We start from the raw sequence: 21,455 nt of genomic DNA on the forward strand, positions 1-21,455 counted from the left end.
CTCGTTCCGGCACCGTTCCCCCCGAACACCTGTCGAGTCGGCGTTCCGACGACCGCAACGCGACAGTCCCTCAGAAGCATCAGTAAGGAGATGGCGTGGAGTTCGACGTCACCATCGAGATCCCCAAGGGTTCTCGGAACAAGTACGAGGTCGATCACAAGACCGGTCGGGTCCGGCTCGACCGCTTCCTCTACACGTCGATGGTCTACCCGGCGGACTACGGCTACATCGAGAACACCCTCGGCGAGGACGGCGACCCGCTGGACGCGTTGGTCCTGCTGCCGGAGTCGGTGTTTCCGGGCTGCCTGATCGAGGTGCGTCCGGTCGCGATGTACAAGATGGTCGATGAGGCGGGCGGCGACGACAAGGTGCTGTGCGTGCCCGCGGGCGATAAGCGCTGGGACCACATCCAGGATCTGGCCGATGTGCCGGAGTTCGAACTGGCCGCGATCAAGCACTTCTTCGAGCGCTACAAGGATCTGGAGCCCGGCAAGTACGTCAAGGGCTCGGAATGGGTCGGACGCGCCGAGGCCGAGGCCGAGGTGGAAGCCTCGCTCAAGCGGCTGCAGGAAAACGGCGGCCACTGAGTCTCGTTGGGGCGGTGGATGATTCGCTCCCAAACGAAAGCGGGAAGTCCGAATGCTCGGACTTCCCGCTTTTCTTTGTGGATCAGTGGTAGAGGTAGAGATCCCAGCCGCTGTAGGTTTGGACGCACTGCCAGTAGTTCCCGCCCGTCTTGGGCGACGCGCCGTCGGCGGCACACGCGGCTTTGGTCGCGTAGGTGCCGTAGAAGTAGCCCGGGGCGGCCGACGCGGTTGCTGACGCCGACACCCCGGCGACGACAGCGGTAGTGAGAAGACCGGCCGCGATGAGAGATTTGGTTCGCATTTCACTGCTCCTGAAGTGAGGGTTGATTGATTACCCCACTAACGGTAGAAACAGCAAACGTCCAGCACAGGCAACCCTAGGGCTCGAGCAACCGCCACCTGGGGCAATTCCACCTTCTCCACCTCATGAACCTGCATTCATAGCGTTTTTACATATCAATTGTCGCCAACGCACACCCTTTTGCAGGGGTGCACGACGGTAACCATAGGTGTGCGGACGGCTTCGAGAAGCGGGCTGCCGATTCGTTGCCGCTGCCAGCTGTGCTCCATCCCCGGCGACTGTTCGAGGGAATTTCGGGAGGCAGCCCATCATGGTTGACCTGAATCGCGATGCCCATCGAATCAAGTTGGGTTAGCGTCGAATTCGTGATATCTCTCGGCAAATCGGCTCTGCGCAAAGCATTGCTGGGTGAGACGGATTTGCTCGCCGACCTGTATCTGTCCGCCGACCCGAAGACACCGATACCGACTTGCCCGGACTGGACCCTGGCGAACCTGATCGCGCACGTCGGCGGTGGAAACCGTTGGGCCGCGGCGATGATCGCCGACCGGGCCACCGAATTCCTCGAATTCCAGCAGGTTCCCGATGTCCGTCGGCCACGTGACCACGACGAGGCCGATCGGTGGCTGCGGGCCGGCGCCCGAGCGGTGATCGACAACATCGACACGGTGGGTTCCGACGTCCCGGTCTGGACGCCGTTCGGCTCCGCGCGCTCGGCCGAGTGGTGGGTGCGCCGACGCCTGCACGAGGCGACCGTGCACCGCGCCGATGCCCTGCTCGCCCTCGACCACGAGGTGAACATCGCCCCCGAGCTCGGCGCCGACGGGCTGTCGGAGTTTCTCGAAATCGTCGAGAAGGGGCCGCGCTTCGAGACACCGCTCGATGAAGGCACCAGCCTGCGACTGCGCGCCATCGACACCGATGACACCTGGACCATTCTCCGATCCGGGGACACGATCACCTGGAGTGACAGTCAGGCACCGGCATCGTCGACGGTTCAGGGCACCGCAGTAGATCTGTTCCTCCTGCTGCTGCGCCGAATCCCCGCCGACAGCCCACGCCTGGAGACCTCCGGAGACCTCCCCGTTCTCACGACCTGGCTGGAGCGCATCAAATTCTGACCGTACCGACGACCGCCCAGCCCATACGCGCAAGGAAACGCCCAGGTGTTGTTGTGCGACAAGCGAAGCCAGCGTTGGTCAGTCCCGGGGAAAGAGGTGGTCGTAGCCGACGGCGAAGGTGCTGTCGGCCGGGTCGACCATCACCGTGAACCGCTCACCGGGCTGCTGCGGTGGATTTCGCGCCCCGACTTCACATTCCGCCTCGAAGGTTTCGAAACCCGACCCGGTGATACGCACCGTGAGTTCGGCGATGCTGTCGTCCTCTCCGTCGACCCGGATACCATTCACGGCCACGATCTCGGCCATCCCCGGAAGCCCGGCGGCAGCGAACCGTCGAGCCGTCGCCCGCCACTCGTAGGTTGCGAAGGCCAAGCCAATTCCAATGGGGAACGTGAAGATACCGGTACAAAGCCCATCGACCCACGAATCGCCGAACAGCCCGGACAACGGGCCGGCGAGAATGAGCGCTGCCGCAATAAAGTATGTGAACGGCCCGGCGACCGGACCGATGAGTTCGACCTGCCTCGGACCGGTACCGCTGGACATCTCCGCACCATAGACGCCTCCCGACCGGTACCACCGTTCGAGCTACCCGACGCTATGTCTGCACAATTTGTCAACGGCCGCTTGGGATCTGTGTCGGTTGTCGAAATGGCCCGAGTGGGGCGACCTTCGAGCTAGCCTTGCTGCGGAGGCTTGGTTTCAAGGTTGTGAGATCAGGAGGGGTTGACGATGTCGGCGAAAGGTTCTGTGGCGAACTGGCCGAAGCGCGGTGTCGTCATCGCGGCGGTCGGTCTCGTCGTCGCGGTAGTCGGTGCCGTGATCGCGGCGGTCGGTCTCACCAGGCACTGGACGGATGGCGACGCATCCTCGCCGATCGATTCTTCGGTGGCGGCTTCCGTCGAATCCTCAGTGCGACCGACGATTTCGGCACAACCGGTCGTCTTGGCGCAAGGACACCGGAAGATCGCCAACGTCGACGGGCTCGACCTGGACAACGGGCAGGTTCAGGAGCAGGACCTGCCCGGTGTCGACCTGAGTCCGTCCAAGGCCGCCGACAGCATCTACGCGATGACCCACGGCACACCGCGTTTCGCTCTCCTGCAGAGCGACGGGCCTACCGAGCACGACCGCTGTGCCGCACTACCGGTCGACGCTTGGACCAAAACCGTCGCCAACGTCTATGCCCTGCGCCTGGCCAGTCAGATCTGCGTGCAAACAGACCAAGGCAATATGGCGGCCCTGACTCTCACACACATTCCATCGGCCGCCGAGCAGTATCTCGAATTCGATTTCATCACCTGGCGCGACCGCTGAGAGCGGTTCAGACCGGCACAACGGCTTCATTGCTTGACGTCTCATCACGCGCTTCATTTCCTCGGCTCTGCGATTGATGGTCGCTGAGGATTTCGTGATGAGATGCCAAGCTTCACTGCACCACACACCCCGGGGCCTGTGGGGTGCCGGCGAAACGGTCGGCCAGGAAGTTCATGCCGCCCAAGGCTTCGCCCGCGGCGGCTCCGATGTGCGTCGGGAACAGCGAGTGGATCGCGGTGAGGGTGGCGCCCTGAGCGCAGTAGGTATCGACGAGGGCGGTGTAGCCGGCGACGGGGATCTTCTCGTCGGCCATGCTGTGGTACAGGTACAGCGGGGTGTCGGGGGCGCTACGGCCGAGTTCATTGGGCATGGCGGCGTTGCGGAAAGCGGGCTGCGCCAGCAGGTTCGGGACCGCGGCCAAGTCGTCGACGTGGATGTCGGAGTATTCCTGAGCCAGATCCGCACCGCAGCCGGAGGTGTCCGCGGTGAGCAGCGCCCGGCGGCCCCTGTCGTTCAGCAAGTCGGCCAACCGGGAGTCGGGCTCATTGCGGGCCAGCCCGAGCAGGATCAGTATCGCCCCTGCGGCGCTGTCGGCACGTTGTGCCACAGCCGGGATATCGGTGGGGATTCCGCCGGCGCTGGTGCCGACGAATCGCACGTCTGGTGCATATTCCTGACGCAACTGTGTGGCCCACAGGGTGGCGAAGGCTCCACTCGAGTATCCCCAGGCGCCGATCGGGCTCGCGGCATCGATGCCGGCCGGTAAGAAGGACCGGGCGGCCCGGATTCCGTCCAGGACTCCACGCCCGGATGTCACGCCGTCGAAGAGCCGGGACTGCGGCCCTTCGTAATCGCTGACCACGACGGCCCATCCCCGCCGCAGTGCGTCCGCGATGAACGGCGCATCCTGCATGGCGCTCGCCATGTCGCTGTCGCTTCCGCCGCGCAGCGTGGACGACGGTGCACAGCGGGTGTCGAGACTGTTCTCGGGTACCTGGTACGACAACACCGGCCGCGGCCCGTTCCAGGGCACCGGAGGCACCAGCACCGTGGTGACGTCCAGTTGTGGATGCTCTTCGGAATCGGTTGTGCGATACCGTAATTGCCACGCCGCGACCGGTATCGGCAGACCGAGTAGTGGGATAGTCCGCGCTCCGAGCACCGCGCCGTTGGGATGTGACGCGAGATCGGTGGGTGCGGCATAGAAGGGGTCGTCACCGGGGGACAGCACTGCGGCTCGCGCGACCGGCATCGACAATGCTGCCGCCAGCATGATCATGGCGAGAGTGAGGGGCGCAAGCCATTGTCGGCCGATCCGCCACCGCATCACTGGTTGCCGGGGCGAGCCGTCGTCCGGCGGACCAGGCACATCTGTAGCCGAACACGCTGTGCGGCAAGCATTTTTCCGATATGTAGACAACATATGCCGGGATTCCATCACGCCTCCCGCGTCCAACTATCCGACGCGCAGGCACTCTGGGCCCGCACCAAACCGGTCACACCACTCGGGGTTGAGGTCACGATAACATAACGATTTAACATTCACATCTGGGAAGTTTCCAACAACTGCCGAGACCGCCCAGTAGGTCGCAGAGGGCTCGCCGGACCGAGCGGATCCGGCACAAGCGCTTGGCCTCGAGATGACGGGCTATTGCTTGGCATACGCGTGCTGTCACGCCAGCCTGTGATCCGTGCACGTCGGTGCGCCCAACAAAACCGGATGTCGGAGGCGTAACCCGAATCTGACCGGGGCAAGCATCGGTGACGCTCCTGGAAATCTCTGCTTCGCCGAGCCGGTTTCAGCAAACGGCAGTAGGGTGCTGGTCCGAGACCCTGGAAAGGCTGTGCGACGGAATCAGGGATGCGTACGCGGAGGTCTCGGGCAGGAGATGCGATGCCGATAACTTGGGTTCGATGGCTCGTACTGGGGGTCATATCGGCAGCTGCATTCGCCACATTGCCCGTGGGACCGGCAAGCGCCGATCCGGTCGATGACATCCCGGGTGGGCTGGAGCCGTTCTATCACCAGAAGCTGGACTGGAAGCCGTGTAACGACGCGGTGCTCGACGGTGCCGGGGCTCAGTGCGCGGGCGTTGTCGTGCCGCTCGACTACAACCGACCAGACTCGCGCACGCTGACAGTAGCGATCTCGCGTATCCCGGCCACCGACCCGGACCGCAGACGCGGGATCATGCTGTCCAACCCCGGTGGTCCCGGCGGTCCGGGCCTGAGCATGATTGCCGACCTCCGGGATCGGCTCACACCGGATGTCCGTGCCCAGTACGACCTGATCGGCATGGACCCGCGTGGTATCGGCCGATCGGACCGAATGAGTTGTGCGCTGCCGCTGCCCACCATGTTGTTCTCGGCTGGCTTCGACGCCTTCGGCTACGCGCGCGACGCCACCCTGGCCGCCGCGTTCGCGGCTTCCTGCGTAGCACCCGATCCCGAGAAGGCCCGATCCATCACCACCCGCAATACCGCCCGAGACATGGATGTCATCCGCAGCGCATTCGGTGAACGCGAGCTCAACTATTACGGCGACTCGTACGGCACTTACCTGGGCGCGGTGTACACGCAGATGTTCCCTCAGCACAGTGACCGGATCGTGCTGGACAGCGCCATCGACCCGGACCGCTACTGGATCGGCACTTACCAGGACATGGGTGCCGTCAACGAGGCCGGGCTCGACGACTGGGCGATCTGGGCGGCCCGCCAGGACGCCGACTACCACTTCGGTAGCAGCGCACCGCAAGTCCGAGCCTTTGTCGAGGACATGATCCGACGTGCCGCTACGCATCCGGTCATCGGCAACGGCTATCTCATCGACGAACACACCGTCCCGATGATGCTGCTGTCGCTGTTGTCGAATCCGAAGAAGAACACCGACCTCGCCGAGGTCGTGCGGGTGGTAGCCGACGCAGTGTCCGGGCTGCCCGTCGACATGGAGCAGCTGAAAGCGAAGATCAGCGGTCCCGTTGCGTTGGATGCCTCGGGCATGGCCGCAGTCCTGTGTGGCGACAAGGCTGCACCCCGAGATCTGGCTTGGTATCGCCGCAACATCGAAAGCGTCCGGGCGACCCAACCGGTGTTCGGCGCGTTCGCCAACAACGTCACCGCCTGCGCGTTTTGGCCGGAGCCGATCGAGCCACCCACCGCCGTGCACAACCCGACACCAGCCCTGATCCTGCAGGCAACTCGCGACACCCGCACCGCCTACCAGCAAGGCCTTGCACTGCACCAGGACCTGACAGCGTCACGAATGGTCACACTGGCAGACACCCGCGTGCACGGCGTCCTCGGCTCCGACCTGAGCCACTGCGTGAACGAGCTCGTCAACACCTACTTCCGTGACGGCACCCTCCCCGATGCTGACCTCACCTGCCAACGCGACCCCAACTATCCCCCCGACTACTAACCTGCGGTGACCGGCACGATCCACTCGACGGCCACCTGGATGCAGAACCGAGTGCCTCTCCGACGGTCATCCCGTTCGCCACCGAGCTTCGCACCACGTGGAGGACAACGGGATCGAACAACCAGCTGCGCCGGTAGCCCGCGAGAAATCGAACGCCCGATACAGCGCGGGCCGCCGCTGCCCGGCACCGAGCAGCGGCGCTCGAACCGGGTCAGGCCGACCCAGTCACCTTCGGTCCGACACCGTTCGTCGAACTGCCGGCACCATTCGTGGAAATCGCCACGGCGTCCTCGGACGGGCTCAGCGCCTCGCCGCCCGCGGTCAGCAAGCCCACGCGCTCAACGACATCCGGCCCGGCACCATTGGCCGCCTCACCCTTGGCCGCCTCGATTCCGCCGACGGTCCGCAGCGGCACTTCCTTCCAGAACAGCACCAGGATCAGCCCGAGCAGGGCCATACCGGTCACCGACAGGAATACCGTCGACATCGATTCCGCGAAACCGACCTTGAACGGCCGCGCCAGCTCGGGGCTGAGCTGCTGCACGATCGAACTGTCCTTCAGCACTCCGGCAGCTGCCGAAGTATCCTGCGCGAGTAGACCTTTCGCGAGTGCGGCATCAGCGGGATTGCTGCTCTGCGCGGCCTCGACCACGGCGTGCTGGAAGGCCGGATCGGTGGCCGCGGACTTCATCTCGGTGGAGATGTTCGGTGTCAGCTGCGCAAAGAGAATCGAGAGGAATACCGCGACGCCCATCGTGCCGCCGATCTGCCGGAAGAAGGTGGCCGCGGCGGTGGAGACGCCCATATCCTTGGGCGGCAACGCATTCTGCACAGCGATGGTGAGCGGCTGCATGAGATTGCCGAGTCCGAATCCGGTGCAGGCCATGAAGATCATCGCGACCCACAATGGGGTATCGGCAGTCACGAAGTGCAACAGGAACAAGCCGAGCGTCAGCATGGTCGCACCGATGAGCGGAAAGGCACGGTAGCGCCCGGTACGCGAAATGAGCTGGCCGGAAATGATCGACCCGGACATCATGCCGAGCACCATCGGCAGCATCTGCAGGCCCGCCATTGTCGGGCTGGCCCCGCGCACCACCTGCAGGTACTGCGGCAGCAGGGAAATACCGCCGAACATCGCTGAGCCCACCACGACCGAGATCACTACACCGAGCGCGAAGGTCTTATTGGCGAACATCCGCAGCGGGATCAACGCCTTATCCTTCATTACCTTCTCGACCAGCACGAACCCGATCACGCCGAGCACGCCGATGACGTAACAGAGGATGGATCGTCCACTGCTCCAGCCCCATTCGCGCCCTTGCTCGGCGACGATGAGCAGCGGCACCAGGCCGATCGCGAGCACCAGCACACCCCACCAGTCGACCCGGTCGGTGGAGTGCGGCCGCTTCGGCAGCTTGAGCACCCTGGAGACCACCGCGAGCGCGATCAGGCCGATCGGGACGTTGACCAGGAAGACCCAGCGCCAGCCGCTGACACCGAGGATGGTGTCCTGCCCGGCGAACACGCCGCCGAGCACCGGGCCGATCACGCTGGAGGTGCCGAATACCGCGAGGAAGTAGCCCTGGTACTTGGCGCGTTCGCGCGGGCTGACGATATCGCCGAGGATGGTCAGCGCCAGCGACATCAGGCCGCCCGCACCGAGTCCCTGGAATGCGCGGAATGCCGCGAGCTCGTACATCGACTGCGCCATCGTGCACAGCAGCGAACCGACCACGAAGATCGAGATCGCCGCCATGAAGAAGGGCTTGCGGCCGAACATATCGGACAACTTGCCGTACAGCGGCGTCGCGAGCGTCGCGGTGATCAGGTAGGCGGTGGTCGCCCAGGCCTGCATCGAATAGCCGTCGAGATCGTCGGCGATGGTGCGGATCGCGGTGGAGACGATCGTCTGGTCCAGCGCCGCGAGCAGCATGCCGAGCAGCAGACCACTCATGATGGTCAGGATCTGTCTATGGGTGAAGCCCGTGGGCTCCGCCACGGTGGCCGGTGCGGTCACGAATCGTTCTCCGTCTCGAGGTCGTACAGGTTCTGGTCTTGGCGGATGGCCGCGATCATGGCGGGCTTGGCCTGCTCGTAGTCGTCGACGAACTTCCGCAGCAGCCCGGCGAAGGCGGCCCGGTCCTGCGGCGTCCATGCCGCCATCACCCGGGTCAGGTTTTCGTGCCTACGCCTGCGGATCCGCTCGGCGACTTCCCGACCGCGCTCGGTGACGACCAGCACAGTGGCGCGGCCGTCGTTGCGATCGGCCTGCCGCTCGACCAGCTGCCGCTCGACCAAGTGGGCGACGTGCCGACTGATCGTCGACGCATCCGAATGCACCGCGTCGGCGAGTGCGCCCGAGCGCATCGGTCCGTCACAGAGCAGCCGGAACAGGACCGCGAAGGCCGCTGGATCCACGCCGTCCTTGCTCCGCATTTGCGCCGCGGTCCGCTCCCGGATCCGTTGCAGCCGGGTGAGCTGCATCGCGATCGCGTCGACCGACAGCTCGTCCTCATCCACTCGACTCTCACCTTTACTTGCGTCAATCAATTAGTTGCGTGATACAAGTATGTGCGCGAGCCAACGGCTAGGGCAAGTGAATAACCGGCCTTTACCGGCCCTTGAACTCCGGAGCTCGCTTCTCGAACACCGACTGGATGGCCTCGGTCAGATCCTCGGACGGCAGGAATGCGGAGTTCCACGCGGAGACATAGCGCAACCCGGCGGCCACCTGATCCTTGGTGCGCTGCTCGAGCACATCCTTCGCACCCTGCACCACCAGCGGCGGATTCGCGGCGATCTCGCGCGCGATGGCGTGCGCCGCGTCCAGTACCGCCTGCTGGTCGGCGAATACATCGTTGACCAGGCCGATCTTCTCGGCACGCGCCGCGTCGATGTCCTTACCGGTGTAGGCGAGTTCGCGCAGATGACCCTCGCCGATGATGCCGGGCAGCCGGTGCAGCGACCCGATATCGGCGACGATCGCGACCTTCGCCTCGCGCAGGCTGAACTTCGCGTCCGCGCTCGCATAGCGGATATCGGCGGCGGCGATCAGATCCAGCCCGCCGCCGATGCACCAGCCGGAAACCGCCGCGATAACCGGCTTGCGGCAATCGGCGACCGCGGTCACGGAGGCCTGCATACGGCGCACCTCGTAGAGGAAGTCGGTACGCGGCGCGGCCAGCGCCTTATCCGCCATCAGCGGACCGAACGTGCCTGCCATAGCAGGCAGGTCGAGTCCGTAGGAGAAATGCTTTCCGGAACCGGTGAGCACAATGGCGCGAACCTCGGGATCGGCGTCCAACCCGCGGAAAATCTCCGGCAGTTCTCGCCAGAAATCCGGACCCATGGCATTGCCCTTGCCGGGGCCGGTCAGCGTGACCTGCGCGACGTGGTCCTTGGTTTCGACGGTGAAAGCCTGCCAATCAGTCATTCGTCCAGCGTAAAGCAGGTGCGAGCAAGCCAGCCGACCAGTCCGTTCCGTGTGCAAATGCTGTGCAAAGTCGGTGCGCCGCACTGGTTCTCCCGTCGGACATCTCGACCACTGACCGGAAACTCGACCGGCACACTGCCCGCAATCGCTCTACTCTGGTTCCATGCGCAGGTCGCTTCCACCAGTCGCATGCCGGGTCGCAGATACCCTGATCGCGCGCGGCCACCACGGTGTCATCGTCACTCAGCCCGCTCCCACGCCCACCGCCGCCGATGCCGCACGGGCACTCGGCGTCGATGTGGGCGCCATCACGAAATCACTGGTGTTCCTCCTGGATGACGATCCGGTGCTGCTGCTGGTTTCCGGCGCACACCAGGTCGATCTCGGGCGCACCGGCGAACGGCTGGAAGGCAAGCTCACCCGCGCCCCCGCCGCGATGGTGCAGGAGGTGACCGGTCAGCCCATCGGCGGCATCGCCCCGGTCGGCCATCCCACCAACCTGCCGACCTGGGTGGATAACGTCCTGTCCACGCACCGGGAGGTCTGGGCCGCGGGCGGCCATCCGAATACCGTGTTCCGCACCTCGTTTCGCGAACTGGTGCGCATCACCGCCGGGCTTCCGATCGACGTGGACTGAGCGCCACACAAGCGCGCGGCGTAGTTTCGTCATGTGAGCGAACGGAGCGAGAGAACCAACAACACAGCACCAACGGTCGCAGCGGAGCCGAGCGCTAGCGAGGCGCAGCTGTGACTGATGCTCAACCCCCCGCCACGGACATCCAGATTCCCGATGATCTGAGCGGTATCACCGCCGAGCTGTACCGCGCCTCCATGCGGCACTATCCGGCGGGCGTCACCGTCGTCACCCTGGGTTCCGCGAACGGCCCGGTCGGCTTCACCGCGACATCCTTCGCATCGCTGTCCCTGGAGCCCCCGCTGGTCTCGTTCAATATCGCCCACTCCTCGTCGAGCCTGACGGCATTGCAGGCGGCCGACTCGGTGGTGGTCCATTTCCTCGGCGAACACCAGCACGATCTGGCCAAGCGTTTCGCCCGCACCGCCGATCAACGCTTCAGTGACCGCTCCCTGTGGACCACCCTGGACACCGGCGAGCCCGTGCTGCACGGCACGCCCATCTGGATCCGCGCCACCATCCAGCAGTTGATTCCCCTCGGCGACCACACCCTCGTCGTCGGCCTGGTCACCCGGGTCCACGACAACACCGACGAACAGCCCAGCGCCGCTCCGCTGCTCTACTACCGCGGCCGCTACTACCGCCCGACCTCGCTCGAAGACTGAACGCGGCCGGGCGGATTCACCTGCTCGACGTCGTGCGGCGACAATCAGCCGATCGAGCAGGGCGCGGCGCCGTCGTTGGAGTCGGGACGGGCGAAGGGACGGGTCTCGGGCGTCGGATTCCAAAGTCCGTCGGTGCTGGCGTAATTCCACGACGCACCCTTGTCTACGAGGGTGGCGATGGCCTCGACCAGCCGATCCACATCGTCGGAGCTGGTGCCGAGGCCGATGCTGGCACGCAGCGCACCGTCCAGGCCGAGCCGCTCGAGCAGCGGGTGGGCACAGAAGCGGCCGTCGCGAATGCCGATGCCGTGTTCGGCGGAGAGGTAGGCCGCGACGTGTCCCGGGATGAATCCGTCCAGCGTGAAGGCGACGATGCCGACGGTGTCGGGGCTGTCGTCCCAGATGCGCAGCAGGTTGACGCCCGGAATCGCGGACAGCCTGGTGCGCAGGCGATCGGCGAGCCGTCGCTCATGCGCGGCAAGGGTTTTCGGATCGATCGCGCACAGCGCGTCACATGCGGCGGCGAGTGCAGCCGCACCCAGGACATTCGGAGAACCGGCCTCGTGACGCTGCGGCGCCGATGCCCATTCCGCGCTGGTAGTGGTGACCTCGCGGACCGCCCCGCCGCCCGCCAGATACGGTTCGGCGGCATCGAGCCAATCCCGGCGTCCGACAAGCACTCCCGCGCCGAACGGTGCGTAGAGCTTGTGGCCGGAAAAGGCGAGGTAGTCGATTCCGGTGCCGCGCAGGCTGATTCGACGATGCGGCGCCAGTTGCGCGGCATCGACCAGGATGCGCGCACCGCACTGGTGCGCGATAGTGGCCAGGCGCTCGAGTGGCAGCACCTCCCCCGTCACATTCGACGCGCCGGTGACCGCGAGCAATGCCGCTGGCTTACTGCATAATTCGGCGATCAGCTGGCGGATCGTCTCCTCGACGGTCGCCGCGGCCTTGACGACGCGGCGACCGTGCCGGGTCCAGGGCAGGAAGTTCGCATGATGTTCGATATCCAGCACCACGGTGTCGCCGGGGACACATGCGGCGAGCAGATTCAGCGAATCGGTGGTGTTGCGGGTGAACACCGCGACCTGGTCGTCGGCGGCGTCGAGGAAGCGGGTGACCGAACCGCGCGCGGCCTCGTAGCACTCGGTGGAGATCCGCGAGGCGTAACCGGCACCGCGGTGCACGCTCGCGTAGAACGGCAGCAGCTGCTGCACGCGGTCGGTGACCTGCGCCAATGCCGGTGCGCTAGCGGCGTAGTCGAAGTTCGCGTAGGTGGTCGTTCCGCCCTGTACGAGCGGCACCTGGAGGTCGTCGCCGGAGACCCGGGCGAGGGCGGCACAGGGGGACGGCAGTCGGCGGGGTGGGTAAACACAGCTCTGCTCAACTACAGCGGTCATCACAAAATCCCATCGGCTGTGGGACCCGAAATCAGGTGATCATCCGAGTCCGCGCTTGCCGCACCCGGTCGGGCTGCGGCCCGGTCGTCACCCGGAGCACCCCACCGCGGAGGAGGGTTGCCGACCAGCTAGCCGGGGCTTGACGCTGGTACTCATGACCTGAACCGAGATTGGCAGATGCCGCACCGCTCTGTCAACCGACCACTTGCTGCATACACATGCAGTCGAATAAATAACCTTGCAATGCGGAGCGATGTGCGGTCTGATCGAGAGGTGACGCTTTCCCTGTTGCTCAGCTTTATCGGCCTGTGCATTCTGCTGTCGATCACGCCCGGCCCGGATTCATTCCTGGTGCTGCGATTCTCGATCGTGGACGCGCGACCCGGCATTGCCGCGGCGATCGGCTCGGCACTGGGCGGGATCGTGTGGGCAGTGGTGGTCGCGGCGGGCGTCGCCGCCCTGCTGGAACAGTCCGCGACGGCCTACCGGACACTAAAGGTCATCGGCGGAATCTACTTGGTGTACTTGGGAATTCGGGCGCTGATCGATCACCGTAAGCAGCGCAGGGCGGGCACCGCCGCGGCGTCCGGACAGTCGGCCGCGGAGGCTCCCGCATCGATCCGCTCGGCATTCGCCGCAGGCCTGGTGTCGTGCATGTTCAACCCGAAGGTCGGGCTGTTCTACCTGGCGGTACTGCCGCAATTCCTTACCGATGTCACCTTTCTGAACACCCTCGCCCTCGGCGCCATCGAATGCTCCATCGCCGCCGTCGAGATGATCCTGCTCGCCATGCTGGCGTCACGAGCGGTTGCGATGTTGCGCCGCCCACAGGTTCGCGATCGGCTAGAACAGATCAGCGCGGCCATCCTCGCCGCGCTCGGCATCGGCACGGCCGCTTCTGCCGCGTGATCGGACTAACCGGTAAGCACCGGCCAGGCGCACAAACGTCACGACTTCGGCGTAATGTCCTTGCGCCACAGTAATAGTGACGCGACCAACGAGCGAGCCCGCTGACCACATTCACCGTTGCGAGCGGGTGGGCGATAGCACGCCCACGCTCACAGCCGACCGTTGCCAGTCGGCAGTCCCCGCCTTATGCACTGGCGCGCTGCGGGGTTGACGCTTCGCAGCCACCTGCCACCACGGGGGTGGTCTTCCGGTCGGCTCCACGTCCGTTTACCGTCTCCCGGCCACTCCGGGCGACGTACTGTTCCAGATTGAGCGCGGCGTTGAGGTCCCGATCCAGGCTCAGACCACACACGTCGCAGGTGAATGTTCGCTCGGCCAACGACAGTTTGGGTTTCACCGTCTGACAAGACGAGCAGGTCTTGCTGCTGGGATACCAGCGATCCGCGATGAGGAGATGGCCACCGTTCCAGCGGGTCTTGTAGTCGAGTAGACGGCGGATCGTCGCGAAACCGGCGTCACTGATGAACCGCGCCAACCGGCGGTTGCCCACCATCCCGGTGACATTCAGATCCTCCACCACCACGGTGCCGTATTCGGCGGCGAGGCGGGTGGTGAGTTTGTGCAGACCGTCGCGGCGCAGGTGCGTCACCCGATGGTGGAGCCAGTTGCGCATCGCGTTGGCGCGTTCCCACCTCTTGCTGGGGCGCTGTCCTGCGCGCCGGTCAGGCCCACGACGGCGAGCCACTCGCCGCGACAGTCGGGCCAGTTGCCGCCGCGCACGTTCGAGATGGCGTGGGTTGGCGATGATCTCGCCGGTGGACAGCACAGCCAGGTGGGTGATGCCGACATCCACCCCGATCACCGCGTCCGGGCGGGCGGGTCGGCTGACGCTGCGGGTGACTTCTACAGTGAACGCCACGTGCCAGCGCCCGGCCTCATGGCGGACGGTGGCGGACAGTATCCGCGCGGTCCCGTTCGCGAGGCGACGTTCGAGTCTGCGGGTGTTCTCGTGGGTTTTGATGGTGCCCACTCTGGGCAGGGTGACGTGGTGGCGGTCGGGTTCGACGCGGATGGCACCGGTGGTGAACCGGGTCGAGGGCGGGGTACAGCGGCGCGATCTGAAGCGAGGGAACCCGACGGGTTTGCCTTTGCGCTTGCCGCGTTTGGAATCGGCGAAGTTGCGCAACGCGCGCGCCACTCCGTCGAGACCGGTGTTGTAAGCCTCCTTCGAGCATTCCGACCACCACGGAGCGACGTCGTCTTTGGCCTGGTTCCACGCACGACGCAGCGCGGGCAGATTCCAGCCCAGCGGTGGAGTGAGATCGGAATCGGCGATACCGTAGGAGCGTTCAGCATCGCGTTGGGCGAGGTTCGCGCGCACCGCTGCAAGCGCCCAATTGAATGCGAACCGCGACGCCCCCGCATGGCGGTGCAGATCGCGGACCTGCGCGGGCGTCGGGTCGAGCGCAAAACGGTAAGCCTGCGTCACACTCGTCACGGCACTCACACCGTCACCTCGACAGCGAATAGCGGCGCGCAAAGCGAGCTGCGTCTGGTCCCTTCTTGCACCAGGTCGTCGATGGTCTCGGACCCGTCGAGCACTGCGACCTGCCGATCCGAGGCAGCCGACGTCGCAGTCAGGTGCTCAATCCCGAAGCGGGTCAGCCGGTCCCGGTGCTCCACGACGATCACTGTAGCCTCAGGGTCCGACATTGACCCCGTGATGTCCGGCTGATCGATGGCCTGGAGGAGGCCGGTTTCGTCATCCGCACCCGCGATTCGACGGACCGGCGCAAATACCGGCTTTCCATCACCCAGTCCGGACGCGCCGAGCGCCGCAAGACCGATCAACTCATCGAAGAGGCCGCCGAGCGGGTGCTGCACCGCCTCGACGAGGACGAGCGGCAGACCCTGCACCGCCTTGCGCTGAAGGCACTGGGCGAAGAATTCTGACCGATACCGCAGGTACCGTAGACAGTTGGTCACCGTGGCGTTTGCCCACTGGTAACCCTGCTGTGAAACAACAACGAGGAAGCGCTAGGCAGGTCTATGAGAGGTGGGCAGGACGTGATGCTGCGGCCGCAGCTCGACACCACGGCGGGCACAGACCCGACCGACGGGCTCCGCACGCCGGAACCCTTGCTACGCGCCGCACTCGCGCCGCAGGCCAGGACCCTTGTCGACATCCTGAACAGCACCGCCGAAGCCCACCCGGAGGCGCCCGCGATCGATGACGGTCGCGTGGTGCTCAGCTACACCGAATTGCTGGCCGAAATCGACGCCGGAGTCGTGCGCTTGGCCGCGGCGGGTGTACGTCCCGGCGACCGCGTCGGCGTGCGCATGCCGTCCGGCACACATGAGCTTTACGTCACTATTCTGGCCATTCTTTATGCCGGTGCGGCCTACGTTCCGGTGGACGCCGACGATCCGGACGAGCGCGCCCAGCTCGTCTTCTGCGAGGCCCGCGTCACCGCGATCGTGACCGCGGCAGGCGTCGAGCCGTCGGCCGTCGAACGGCCCGAGTCCGTCGGCGCCTCGACCGTTCGCCCTACGCCCAGCGACGACGCGTGGATCATCTTCACCTCCGGATCCACCGGAACCCCGAAGGGCGTCGCGGTCACCCACCGCAATGCCGCCGCCTTCGTCGACGCGGAAGCGCGCCTGTTCCTGCCGGATGCCCCGATCGGTCCGGACGACCGGGTGCTCGCCGGACTCTCGGTCGCCTTCGACGCCTCCTGTGAGGAAATGTGGCTCGCCTGGCGCAACGGCGCCTGCCTGGTGCCCGCGCCGCGTGCCCTGGTCCGCACCGGCGCGGATCTCGGTCCCTGGCTGGTCCGCCGCGAAATCAGCATCGTCTCAACGGTTCCCACACTCGCCGCGACCTGGCCCGTCGAGGCGCTCGACCCGGTCCGGCTACTGATCTTCGGCGGTGAAGCGGTGCCGCCCGAGCTGGCCGAACGTCTCGCCGGAAAATCCGCGACGCGAGCGAAGGGCCGCGAAGAGGTCGCCGACCACGCAGCGCCCGGCGAAAGCCCCGAGTCAGATGCCGATTCCGAGCGCGAGGTCTGGAATACCTACGGCCCCACCGAAACAACGGTGGTCGCGTGTGCGGCACTGCTGGACGGCGGCTTCCCGGTCCGCATCGGACTTCCGCTGGACGGCTGGGATCTTGCGGTCGTCGATGCCGCCGGAAATCCGGTGGACGAGGGCGAATCCGGTGAACTCGTGATCGGCGGTGTCGGCCTGGCCCGCTACCTCGACCCGGCCAAGGACGCCGAAAAGTACGCTCCGCTACCATCACTCGGCTGGGACCGTGCCTACCGCAGCGGCGATCTGGTCCGCAAGGACAGCGCGGGGCTGGTATTCCTCGGCCGCGCCGACGATCAGATCAAACTCGGCGGCCGCCGCATCGAACTCGGTGAACTCGACAACGCCCTACAGCACCTACCCGGCGTCACCGGTGCCGTGGCCGCGATCCGAACCACCAAGGCGGGCAATAAGATCCTGGTCGGCTACCTGACCGGCACCGCACCCGATTTCGACCTCAAGGCCGCCAGAGCCCAACTCGCCGAACAACTTCCGGCCCCGCTGGTCCCCCGGCTCGCCATCGTCCCCGAATTGCACACCCGTACCTCGGGCAAGGTCGATCGCGACGCCCTGCCGTGGCCGCTGCCGAACACCGCCGAACCCGACACCGCGACCGGTGATCTCACCGAAACCGAGCAATGGATTGCCGGACTGTGGGATTCGATTCTCGGCGCCGAGGTCATCGGCGCGGACACCGACTTCTTCGATCTCGGTGGCGGCTCGCTATCGGCGGCGCAACTGGTCACCGCACTGCGCGAACGTCATCCGCGCATCACCGTCGCCGATCTCTACGACCATCCGCGCCTCGGCGCACTGGCCGAACTGCTCGACGAGACCGCGCCGAGCGCCGCCGTCGAGGAACGCATCGTGCGCCCGACGCCACTGCGCGCCCAGTGGACCCAGGTGCTGGCCACCATCCCGCTGACAACCCTCACCGGACTGCAGTGGCTCACCTGGCTGGCCATTGTCGGCAATATCGCGGGCTGGTCCGGCTCGTTGCCCTGGCTGCCGCATCTGTCCTGGTGGTGGACGCTGGCCGCATTTCTGCTGTTCATATCACCGCCCGGTCGCATGATGATATGCGCGACCGGCGCTCGGATTCTGCTGCGCGGCGTGCGGCCCGGCAGTTATGCGCGCGGCGGATCGGAGCACCTGCGACTATGGGCGGCAGTGCGGCTCTCGGAGGCCAGCGGCGCCGAGAGTCTCTCCGGCGCACCGTGGATGGTGCCGTTCGCACGGGCACTCGGCGCGAAGATCGGCACGGGTATCGATCTGCACACCTTGCCGCCGGTCACCGGCATGCTCGAACTCGGCGACGGGTGCAGTGTGGAACCCGAGGTCGACCTGTCCGGTTATTGGATCGATGGCGATGTGGTGCATATCGGCCCGATCACCATCGGTGCGGGCGCGGTGGTCGGCGCGCGCTCGATCCTGTTGCCCGGCAGCAAAATCGGCAAGAATGCCGAGATCGCCCCCGGATCTTCGGTATCGGGCAAGGTGAAGGCCGAACAGGAGTGGGCGGGCTCGCCCGCCGCGAAAGTCGGTAAGGCCCAGCATCGTTGGCCAGCTCACACTCCGGCGCGGGCCGCACATTGGGTCGCGATTTTCGGGGTGACCTCGATGGCATTGGCGGCCATGCCCATTCTCGGTCTGGCCGCGGGCGGCGCATTCATCGCCTGGTTCATCCGCGACGCCCGCACACTCGCGGGTGCGCTCGGCAAGGGCTTCGCCATCCTCCCGGTCGCGACGCTGCTCAGCCTCGCCGTATACGCGGTGGCAACGGTCATCGCGGTCCGGCTGCTCAGCATCGGACTGACCGAGGGCCATCATCCCGTCCGCAGCCGGGTCGGCTGGCAGGCATGGGCCACCGAGCGCCTACTGGATTCTGCGCGGACATTCTTGTTCCCGCTCTACGCAAGCCTGCTGACCCCGCTGTGGCTGCGCCTGCTCGGCGCGAAGATCGGTAAGAGCGTCGAGGCGTCCACGGTGCTGCTGCTGCCGAAATTCACCACTGTCGCCGACGGCGCGTTCCTCGCCGACGACACCATGATCGCCAGCTACGAACTCGGCGGCGGCTGGCTGCACATCGGCGAGGCGAAGGTCGGCAAGCGCGCCTTCCTCGGCAATTCCGGTATGACCGCACCCGGTCGACGGGTGCCGAAAAACGGCCTGGTCGCCGTGCTGTCGGCCGCACCGTCCAAGGCCAAGGCGGGTTCGTCCTGGCTCGGCAGCCCACCTGTGCGTCTGCGGCGCGCCTCCGAAAGCGGTGATACCGAACGCACCTTCGATCCACCGCTGCGGCTGAAGGTGTTCCGCGGCATCGTGGAAACCTGCCGGCTCCTCCCGGTGCTCGTGACCTTCGCCATCGGCCTCGGTGTGCTGTTCACACTGGCCTGGATCGCTGAATCCGCCGGATACCTGGTCGCCGGACTGCTCTGCGGTTTTGTCCTGATGGCCGCCGGTGCGATCGCGGGGGCCAGTGCGGTCACCGCGAAGTGGTTGCTGGTCGGGCGAATTCGCGCCGAGGAGCATCCGCTGTGGAGTTCGTTCGTGTGGCGCAACGAGGTTTCCGACACCTTCGTCGAAACCGTCGCCGCGCCGTGGTTCGCGCGCGCCGCGACCGGCACCCCCGTACTGAATCTGTGGCTTCGTGGACTCGGCGCGAAGATCGGACGCGGGGTATGGTGCGAGTCCTATTGGCTACCGGAGGCGGACCTGGTGACACTCGGTGACGGCGCGACCGTGGAACGCGGCTCTGTAGTGCAGACCCATCTCTTCCACGATCGAATCATGGCCATGGACACCGTGACCCTCGGCGCGGGCGCGACCCTCGGGCCGCACTGCGTCGCCCTGCCCGCCGCCGGCATCGGCGCGGGCGCGACCATCGGCCCCGCCTCGCTGGTCATGCGCGGTGACACCGTGCCGCCGTCGACCCGCTGGTGGGGCAATCCGATCGCGCCGTGGTCGAGTGCGGTTCCGAGCCTTAGCGAGGCCGGAGCAACCTCCTGATGGCGGGTAAGTACTACGAAGAGCCCGTCGACGAATACCTACCGCAGAACGGAAATTGGGGCTACCGGGTATCGCGGTACGAGCTCGAGATCACCTATAAGGTCGCCAGTAATCGCATGGCAGGCCGAGCTCAGATCGTCGCGGTGACCGAAGCAGTCCGTGACCGTTTCGCACTCGACCTGTCCCAGTCGCTCACCGTGTCCAAGGTGCTCGTCAACGGCACCAAGGCCGCGAAATACTCCCATCAGCACGGCAAGCTCGTCATCACGCCGCAGCACCGTATCCCGGCGGGTGGGGTGCTCGAGCTGGTCATCCAATACGCCGGGCTGCCGAAGCCGGTGCGCGGGCCGTGGGGCGAGGTGGGCTGGGAGGAACTGACCGAGGGCGCGCTGGTGGCCAGCCAGCCCAACGGCGCCGCGTCCTGGTTCCCCTGCGACGACCACCCGAGTTCCAAAGCCAGCTACCGGATTTCGATCACCACCGACACCCCGTACTACGCGCTCGCCAACGGCACCTTGGTGCGCAAGCAGACCAAGGCCAGTCAGACCACCTGGGTCTACGAACAGTCCGAACCGATGTCGAGCTATCTGGCCACCATCCAGATCGGGCAATACCGCAAACACCGCATCGACAGCCCGCGCGGTTCGGTGCCGATGCAGGCCGTGGTCCCGCCGCGACTGCGCGCCAGTTTCGAACACGACTTCGAGCGCCAGCCGCAGATGATGGAGCTGTTCGTCGAGAAATTCGGTCCGTATCCGTTCGAGGGGTACACCGTCGTGATCACCGATGACGACCTCGAGATCCCGATCGAGGCCCAGGGCATCTCCATCTTCGGCGCCAACCACTGCGACGGCCGCCGCGGCGCGGAACGCCTTGTCGCACACGAACTCGCGCACCAGTGGTTCGGCAACAGCCTCACCATCTGGCAGTGGCGTGACATCTGGCTACACGAAGGCTTCGCCTGTTATGCCGAATGGATCTGGTCCGAAGCCGCGGGCGGGCCCACCGCGGACCAATTGGCCCGTGCCGCCAGGCACAACCTGTCCCGTGAACCGCAGGACATCATCATCGGCGACCCCGGCCCGCGACGTATGTTCGACGACCGCGTGTACAAACGCGGCGCGCTCACTCTGCATACGCTGCGCCTGGAACTCGGCGAACTCGCCTTCTGGGATCTGCTGCGCGAGTGGACGATCCGCTATCGGTACGGCTCGGTCACCACGGAGGAATTCACCGATCTGGCGGGCCACTACAGTCTGGTGCCGCTGCGGCCGCTCTGGGATGCGTGGCTGCTCAGTGAGCCGCTGCCGCAACTGCCACCCTCCGGCGGGCAGGCCGACACGAAATCGCGCTGAGGCGCCGTCAGAAAACCAAGTAGCGCGTGGCCAGTTCTTCGACCAGCGGATGGTCGTCGGCGACGCTGTTCAGCGCATCGAGATCGGACTCGACCGAGATCAGGCGCGGATCATCCTGTTCCGAGTCGGGCGTGCCGTCTTCGGCGAGCTGGCGCAATAGTTTCGCCCGCACGCGTTCCTTCAGCGAATCACTCATATACGAAGCCTGCCTGAAAA

Annotated in this window: 19 protein-coding genes and 1 riboswitch; of the genes, 9 read left to right on the top strand and 10 right to left on the bottom strand. The window is 65.8% G+C overall.

The window, feature by feature from the left end:
- Positions 1-95 precede the first annotated feature (95 nt).
- On the top strand, positions 96-587 hold the full coding sequence (locus tag OIE68_RS29920) for an inorganic diphosphatase (RefSeq protein ID WP_327094374.1): 492 nt from the start codon (positions 96-98) through the stop codon (positions 585-587).
- Between the two features lie 82 nt (positions 588-669).
- On the opposite strand, the gene OIE68_RS29925 is transcribed toward OIE68_RS29920, so the two are convergent.
- Positions 670-888 carry a hypothetical protein gene (locus OIE68_RS29925; RefSeq protein WP_327094375.1) on the bottom strand — a complete coding sequence of 73 codons (219 nt, stop codon included), beginning with the start codon at positions 886-888 and terminating at the stop codon, positions 670-672.
- Between the two features lie 365 nt (positions 889-1,253).
- Here OIE68_RS29925 and OIE68_RS29930 point away from each other — a divergent pair, with 365 nt between their 5' ends.
- The gene (locus OIE68_RS29930) at positions 1,254-2,009 is read left to right on the top strand and encodes a maleylpyruvate isomerase family mycothiol-dependent enzyme (protein ID WP_327094376.1); all 756 of its coding nucleotides are present in this window, start codon (positions 1,254-1,256) and stop codon (positions 2,007-2,009) included.
- Positions 2,010-2,087: 78 nt separating this feature from the next.
- On the opposite strand, the gene OIE68_RS29935 is transcribed toward OIE68_RS29930, so the two are convergent.
- A complete protein-coding gene (locus tag OIE68_RS29935; RefSeq protein ID WP_327094377.1) occupies positions 2,088-2,555 on the bottom strand; it encodes a hypothetical protein in 468 nt (155 codons plus the stop codon).
- Positions 2,556-2,741: 186 nt separating this feature from the next.
- On the opposite strand from OIE68_RS29935, the gene OIE68_RS29940 reads away from it, so the two are divergent.
- Positions 2,742-3,326 (top strand): hypothetical protein, encoded by a 585-nt coding sequence (locus tag OIE68_RS29940; RefSeq protein ID WP_327094378.1) that lies wholly within the window; start codon positions 2,742-2,744, stop codon positions 3,324-3,326.
- Between the two features lie 112 nt (positions 3,327-3,438).
- On the opposite strand, the gene OIE68_RS29945 is transcribed toward OIE68_RS29940, so the two are convergent.
- A complete protein-coding gene (locus OIE68_RS29945; RefSeq protein WP_327094379.1) occupies positions 3,439-4,605 on the bottom strand; it encodes a lipase family protein in 1,167 nt (388 codons plus the stop codon).
- Positions 4,606-5,289: 684 nt separating this feature from the next.
- Here OIE68_RS29945 and OIE68_RS29950 point away from each other — a divergent pair.
- Entirely contained in the window at positions 5,290-6,744 is a 1,455-nt protein-coding gene (locus OIE68_RS29950) for an alpha/beta fold hydrolase (protein ID WP_327094380.1), read from the top strand.
- Between the two features lie 211 nt (positions 6,745-6,955).
- Here the strand turns inward: OIE68_RS29950 and OIE68_RS29955 are convergent, their stop codons facing one another.
- The 3 genes from OIE68_RS29955 to OIE68_RS29965 all read right to left on the bottom strand — a co-directional run bounded on the left by OIE68_RS29955 (position 6,956) and on the right by OIE68_RS29965 (position 10,180).
- Entirely contained in the window at positions 6,956-8,764 is a 1,809-nt protein-coding gene (locus OIE68_RS29955; protein ID WP_327094381.1) for an MDR family MFS transporter, read from the bottom strand.
- A complete protein-coding gene (locus OIE68_RS29960; protein WP_327094382.1) occupies positions 8,761-9,267 on the bottom strand; it encodes a MarR family transcriptional regulator in 507 nt (168 codons plus the stop codon). Before OIE68_RS29960 ends, OIE68_RS29955 begins: the two co-directional genes overlap by 4 nt.
- Positions 9,268-9,358: 91 nt before the next feature.
- Positions 9,359-10,180 (bottom strand): crotonase/enoyl-CoA hydratase family protein, encoded by an 822-nt coding sequence (locus OIE68_RS29965; protein WP_327094383.1) that lies wholly within the window; start codon positions 10,178-10,180, stop codon positions 9,359-9,361.
- A 163-nt stretch (positions 10,181-10,343) separates the two neighbouring features.
- On the opposite strand from OIE68_RS29965, the gene OIE68_RS29970 reads away from it, so the two are divergent.
- Both OIE68_RS29970 and OIE68_RS29975 read left to right on the top strand, forming a co-directional pair.
- Positions 10,344-10,817, top strand: coding sequence for a YbaK/EbsC family protein (locus OIE68_RS29970; protein ID WP_040686103.1), 474 nt, complete (start codon positions 10,344-10,346; stop codon positions 10,815-10,817).
- Positions 10,818-11,011: 194 nt separating this feature from the next.
- Positions 11,012-11,479 (top strand): flavin reductase family protein, encoded by a 468-nt coding sequence (locus OIE68_RS29975; RefSeq protein WP_419150817.1) that lies wholly within the window; start codon positions 11,012-11,014, stop codon positions 11,477-11,479.
- Between the two features lie 44 nt (positions 11,480-11,523).
- Here OIE68_RS29975 and OIE68_RS29980 read toward each other — a convergent pair whose 3' ends face one another.
- Positions 11,524-12,879, bottom strand: coding sequence for an aminotransferase class V-fold PLP-dependent enzyme (locus tag OIE68_RS29980; RefSeq protein ID WP_327094385.1), 1,356 nt, complete (start codon positions 12,877-12,879; stop codon positions 11,524-11,526).
- A gap of 46 nt (positions 12,880-12,925) precedes the next feature.
- Positions 12,926-13,039, bottom strand: a riboswitch (SAM riboswitch).
- Between the two features lie 113 nt (positions 13,040-13,152).
- On the opposite strand from OIE68_RS29980, the gene OIE68_RS29985 reads away from it, so the two are divergent.
- Positions 13,153-13,788 carry a LysE family translocator gene (locus tag OIE68_RS29985; RefSeq protein WP_040686137.1) on the top strand — a complete coding sequence of 212 codons (636 nt, stop codon included), beginning with the start codon at positions 13,153-13,155 and terminating at the stop codon, positions 13,786-13,788.
- A gap of 184 nt (positions 13,789-13,972) precedes the next feature.
- On the opposite strand, the gene tnpB is transcribed toward OIE68_RS29985, so the two are convergent.
- Both tnpB and OIE68_RS47200 read right to left on the bottom strand, forming a co-directional pair.
- Complete coding sequence (gene tnpB / locus OIE68_RS29990; protein WP_327094386.1) at positions 13,973-15,295, bottom strand: IS607 family element RNA-guided endonuclease TnpB; 1,323 nt, start codon at positions 15,293-15,295, stop codon at positions 13,973-13,975.
- The gene (locus OIE68_RS47200) at positions 15,292-15,705 is read right to left on the bottom strand and encodes a hypothetical protein (protein WP_419150575.1); all 414 of its coding nucleotides are present in this window, start codon (positions 15,703-15,705) and stop codon (positions 15,292-15,294) included. Before OIE68_RS47200 ends, tnpB begins: the two co-directional genes overlap by 4 nt.
- 153 nt (positions 15,706-15,858) lie before the next feature.
- Here OIE68_RS47200 and OIE68_RS30000 point away from each other — a divergent pair, with 153 nt between their 5' ends.
- Together OIE68_RS30000 and OIE68_RS30005 are read left to right on the top strand one after the other, a co-directional pair.
- On the top strand, positions 15,859-19,884 hold the full coding sequence (locus OIE68_RS30000; RefSeq protein WP_419150818.1) for a Pls/PosA family non-ribosomal peptide synthetase: 4,026 nt from the start codon (positions 15,859-15,861) through the stop codon (positions 19,882-19,884).
- Positions 19,884-21,239, top strand: a complete 1,356-nt coding sequence (locus tag OIE68_RS30005; RefSeq protein WP_327094388.1) for a M1 family metallopeptidase — start codon at positions 19,884-19,886, stop codon at positions 21,237-21,239. The genes OIE68_RS30000 and OIE68_RS30005 overlap by 1 nt, the downstream gene beginning before the upstream one ends.
- A gap of 7 nt (positions 21,240-21,246) precedes the next feature.
- Here OIE68_RS30005 and OIE68_RS30010 read toward each other — a convergent pair whose 3' ends face one another.
- Complete coding sequence (locus OIE68_RS30010) at positions 21,247-21,435, bottom strand: hypothetical protein (RefSeq protein WP_327094389.1); 189 nt, start codon at positions 21,433-21,435, stop codon at positions 21,247-21,249.
- Positions 21,436-21,455 lie beyond the last annotated feature (20 nt).

It is taken from the genome of Nocardia vinacea (genome assembly GCF_035920345.1).
GTDB classification, from domain to species: domain Bacteria; phylum Actinomycetota; class Actinomycetes; order Mycobacteriales; family Mycobacteriaceae; genus Nocardia; species Nocardia vinacea_A.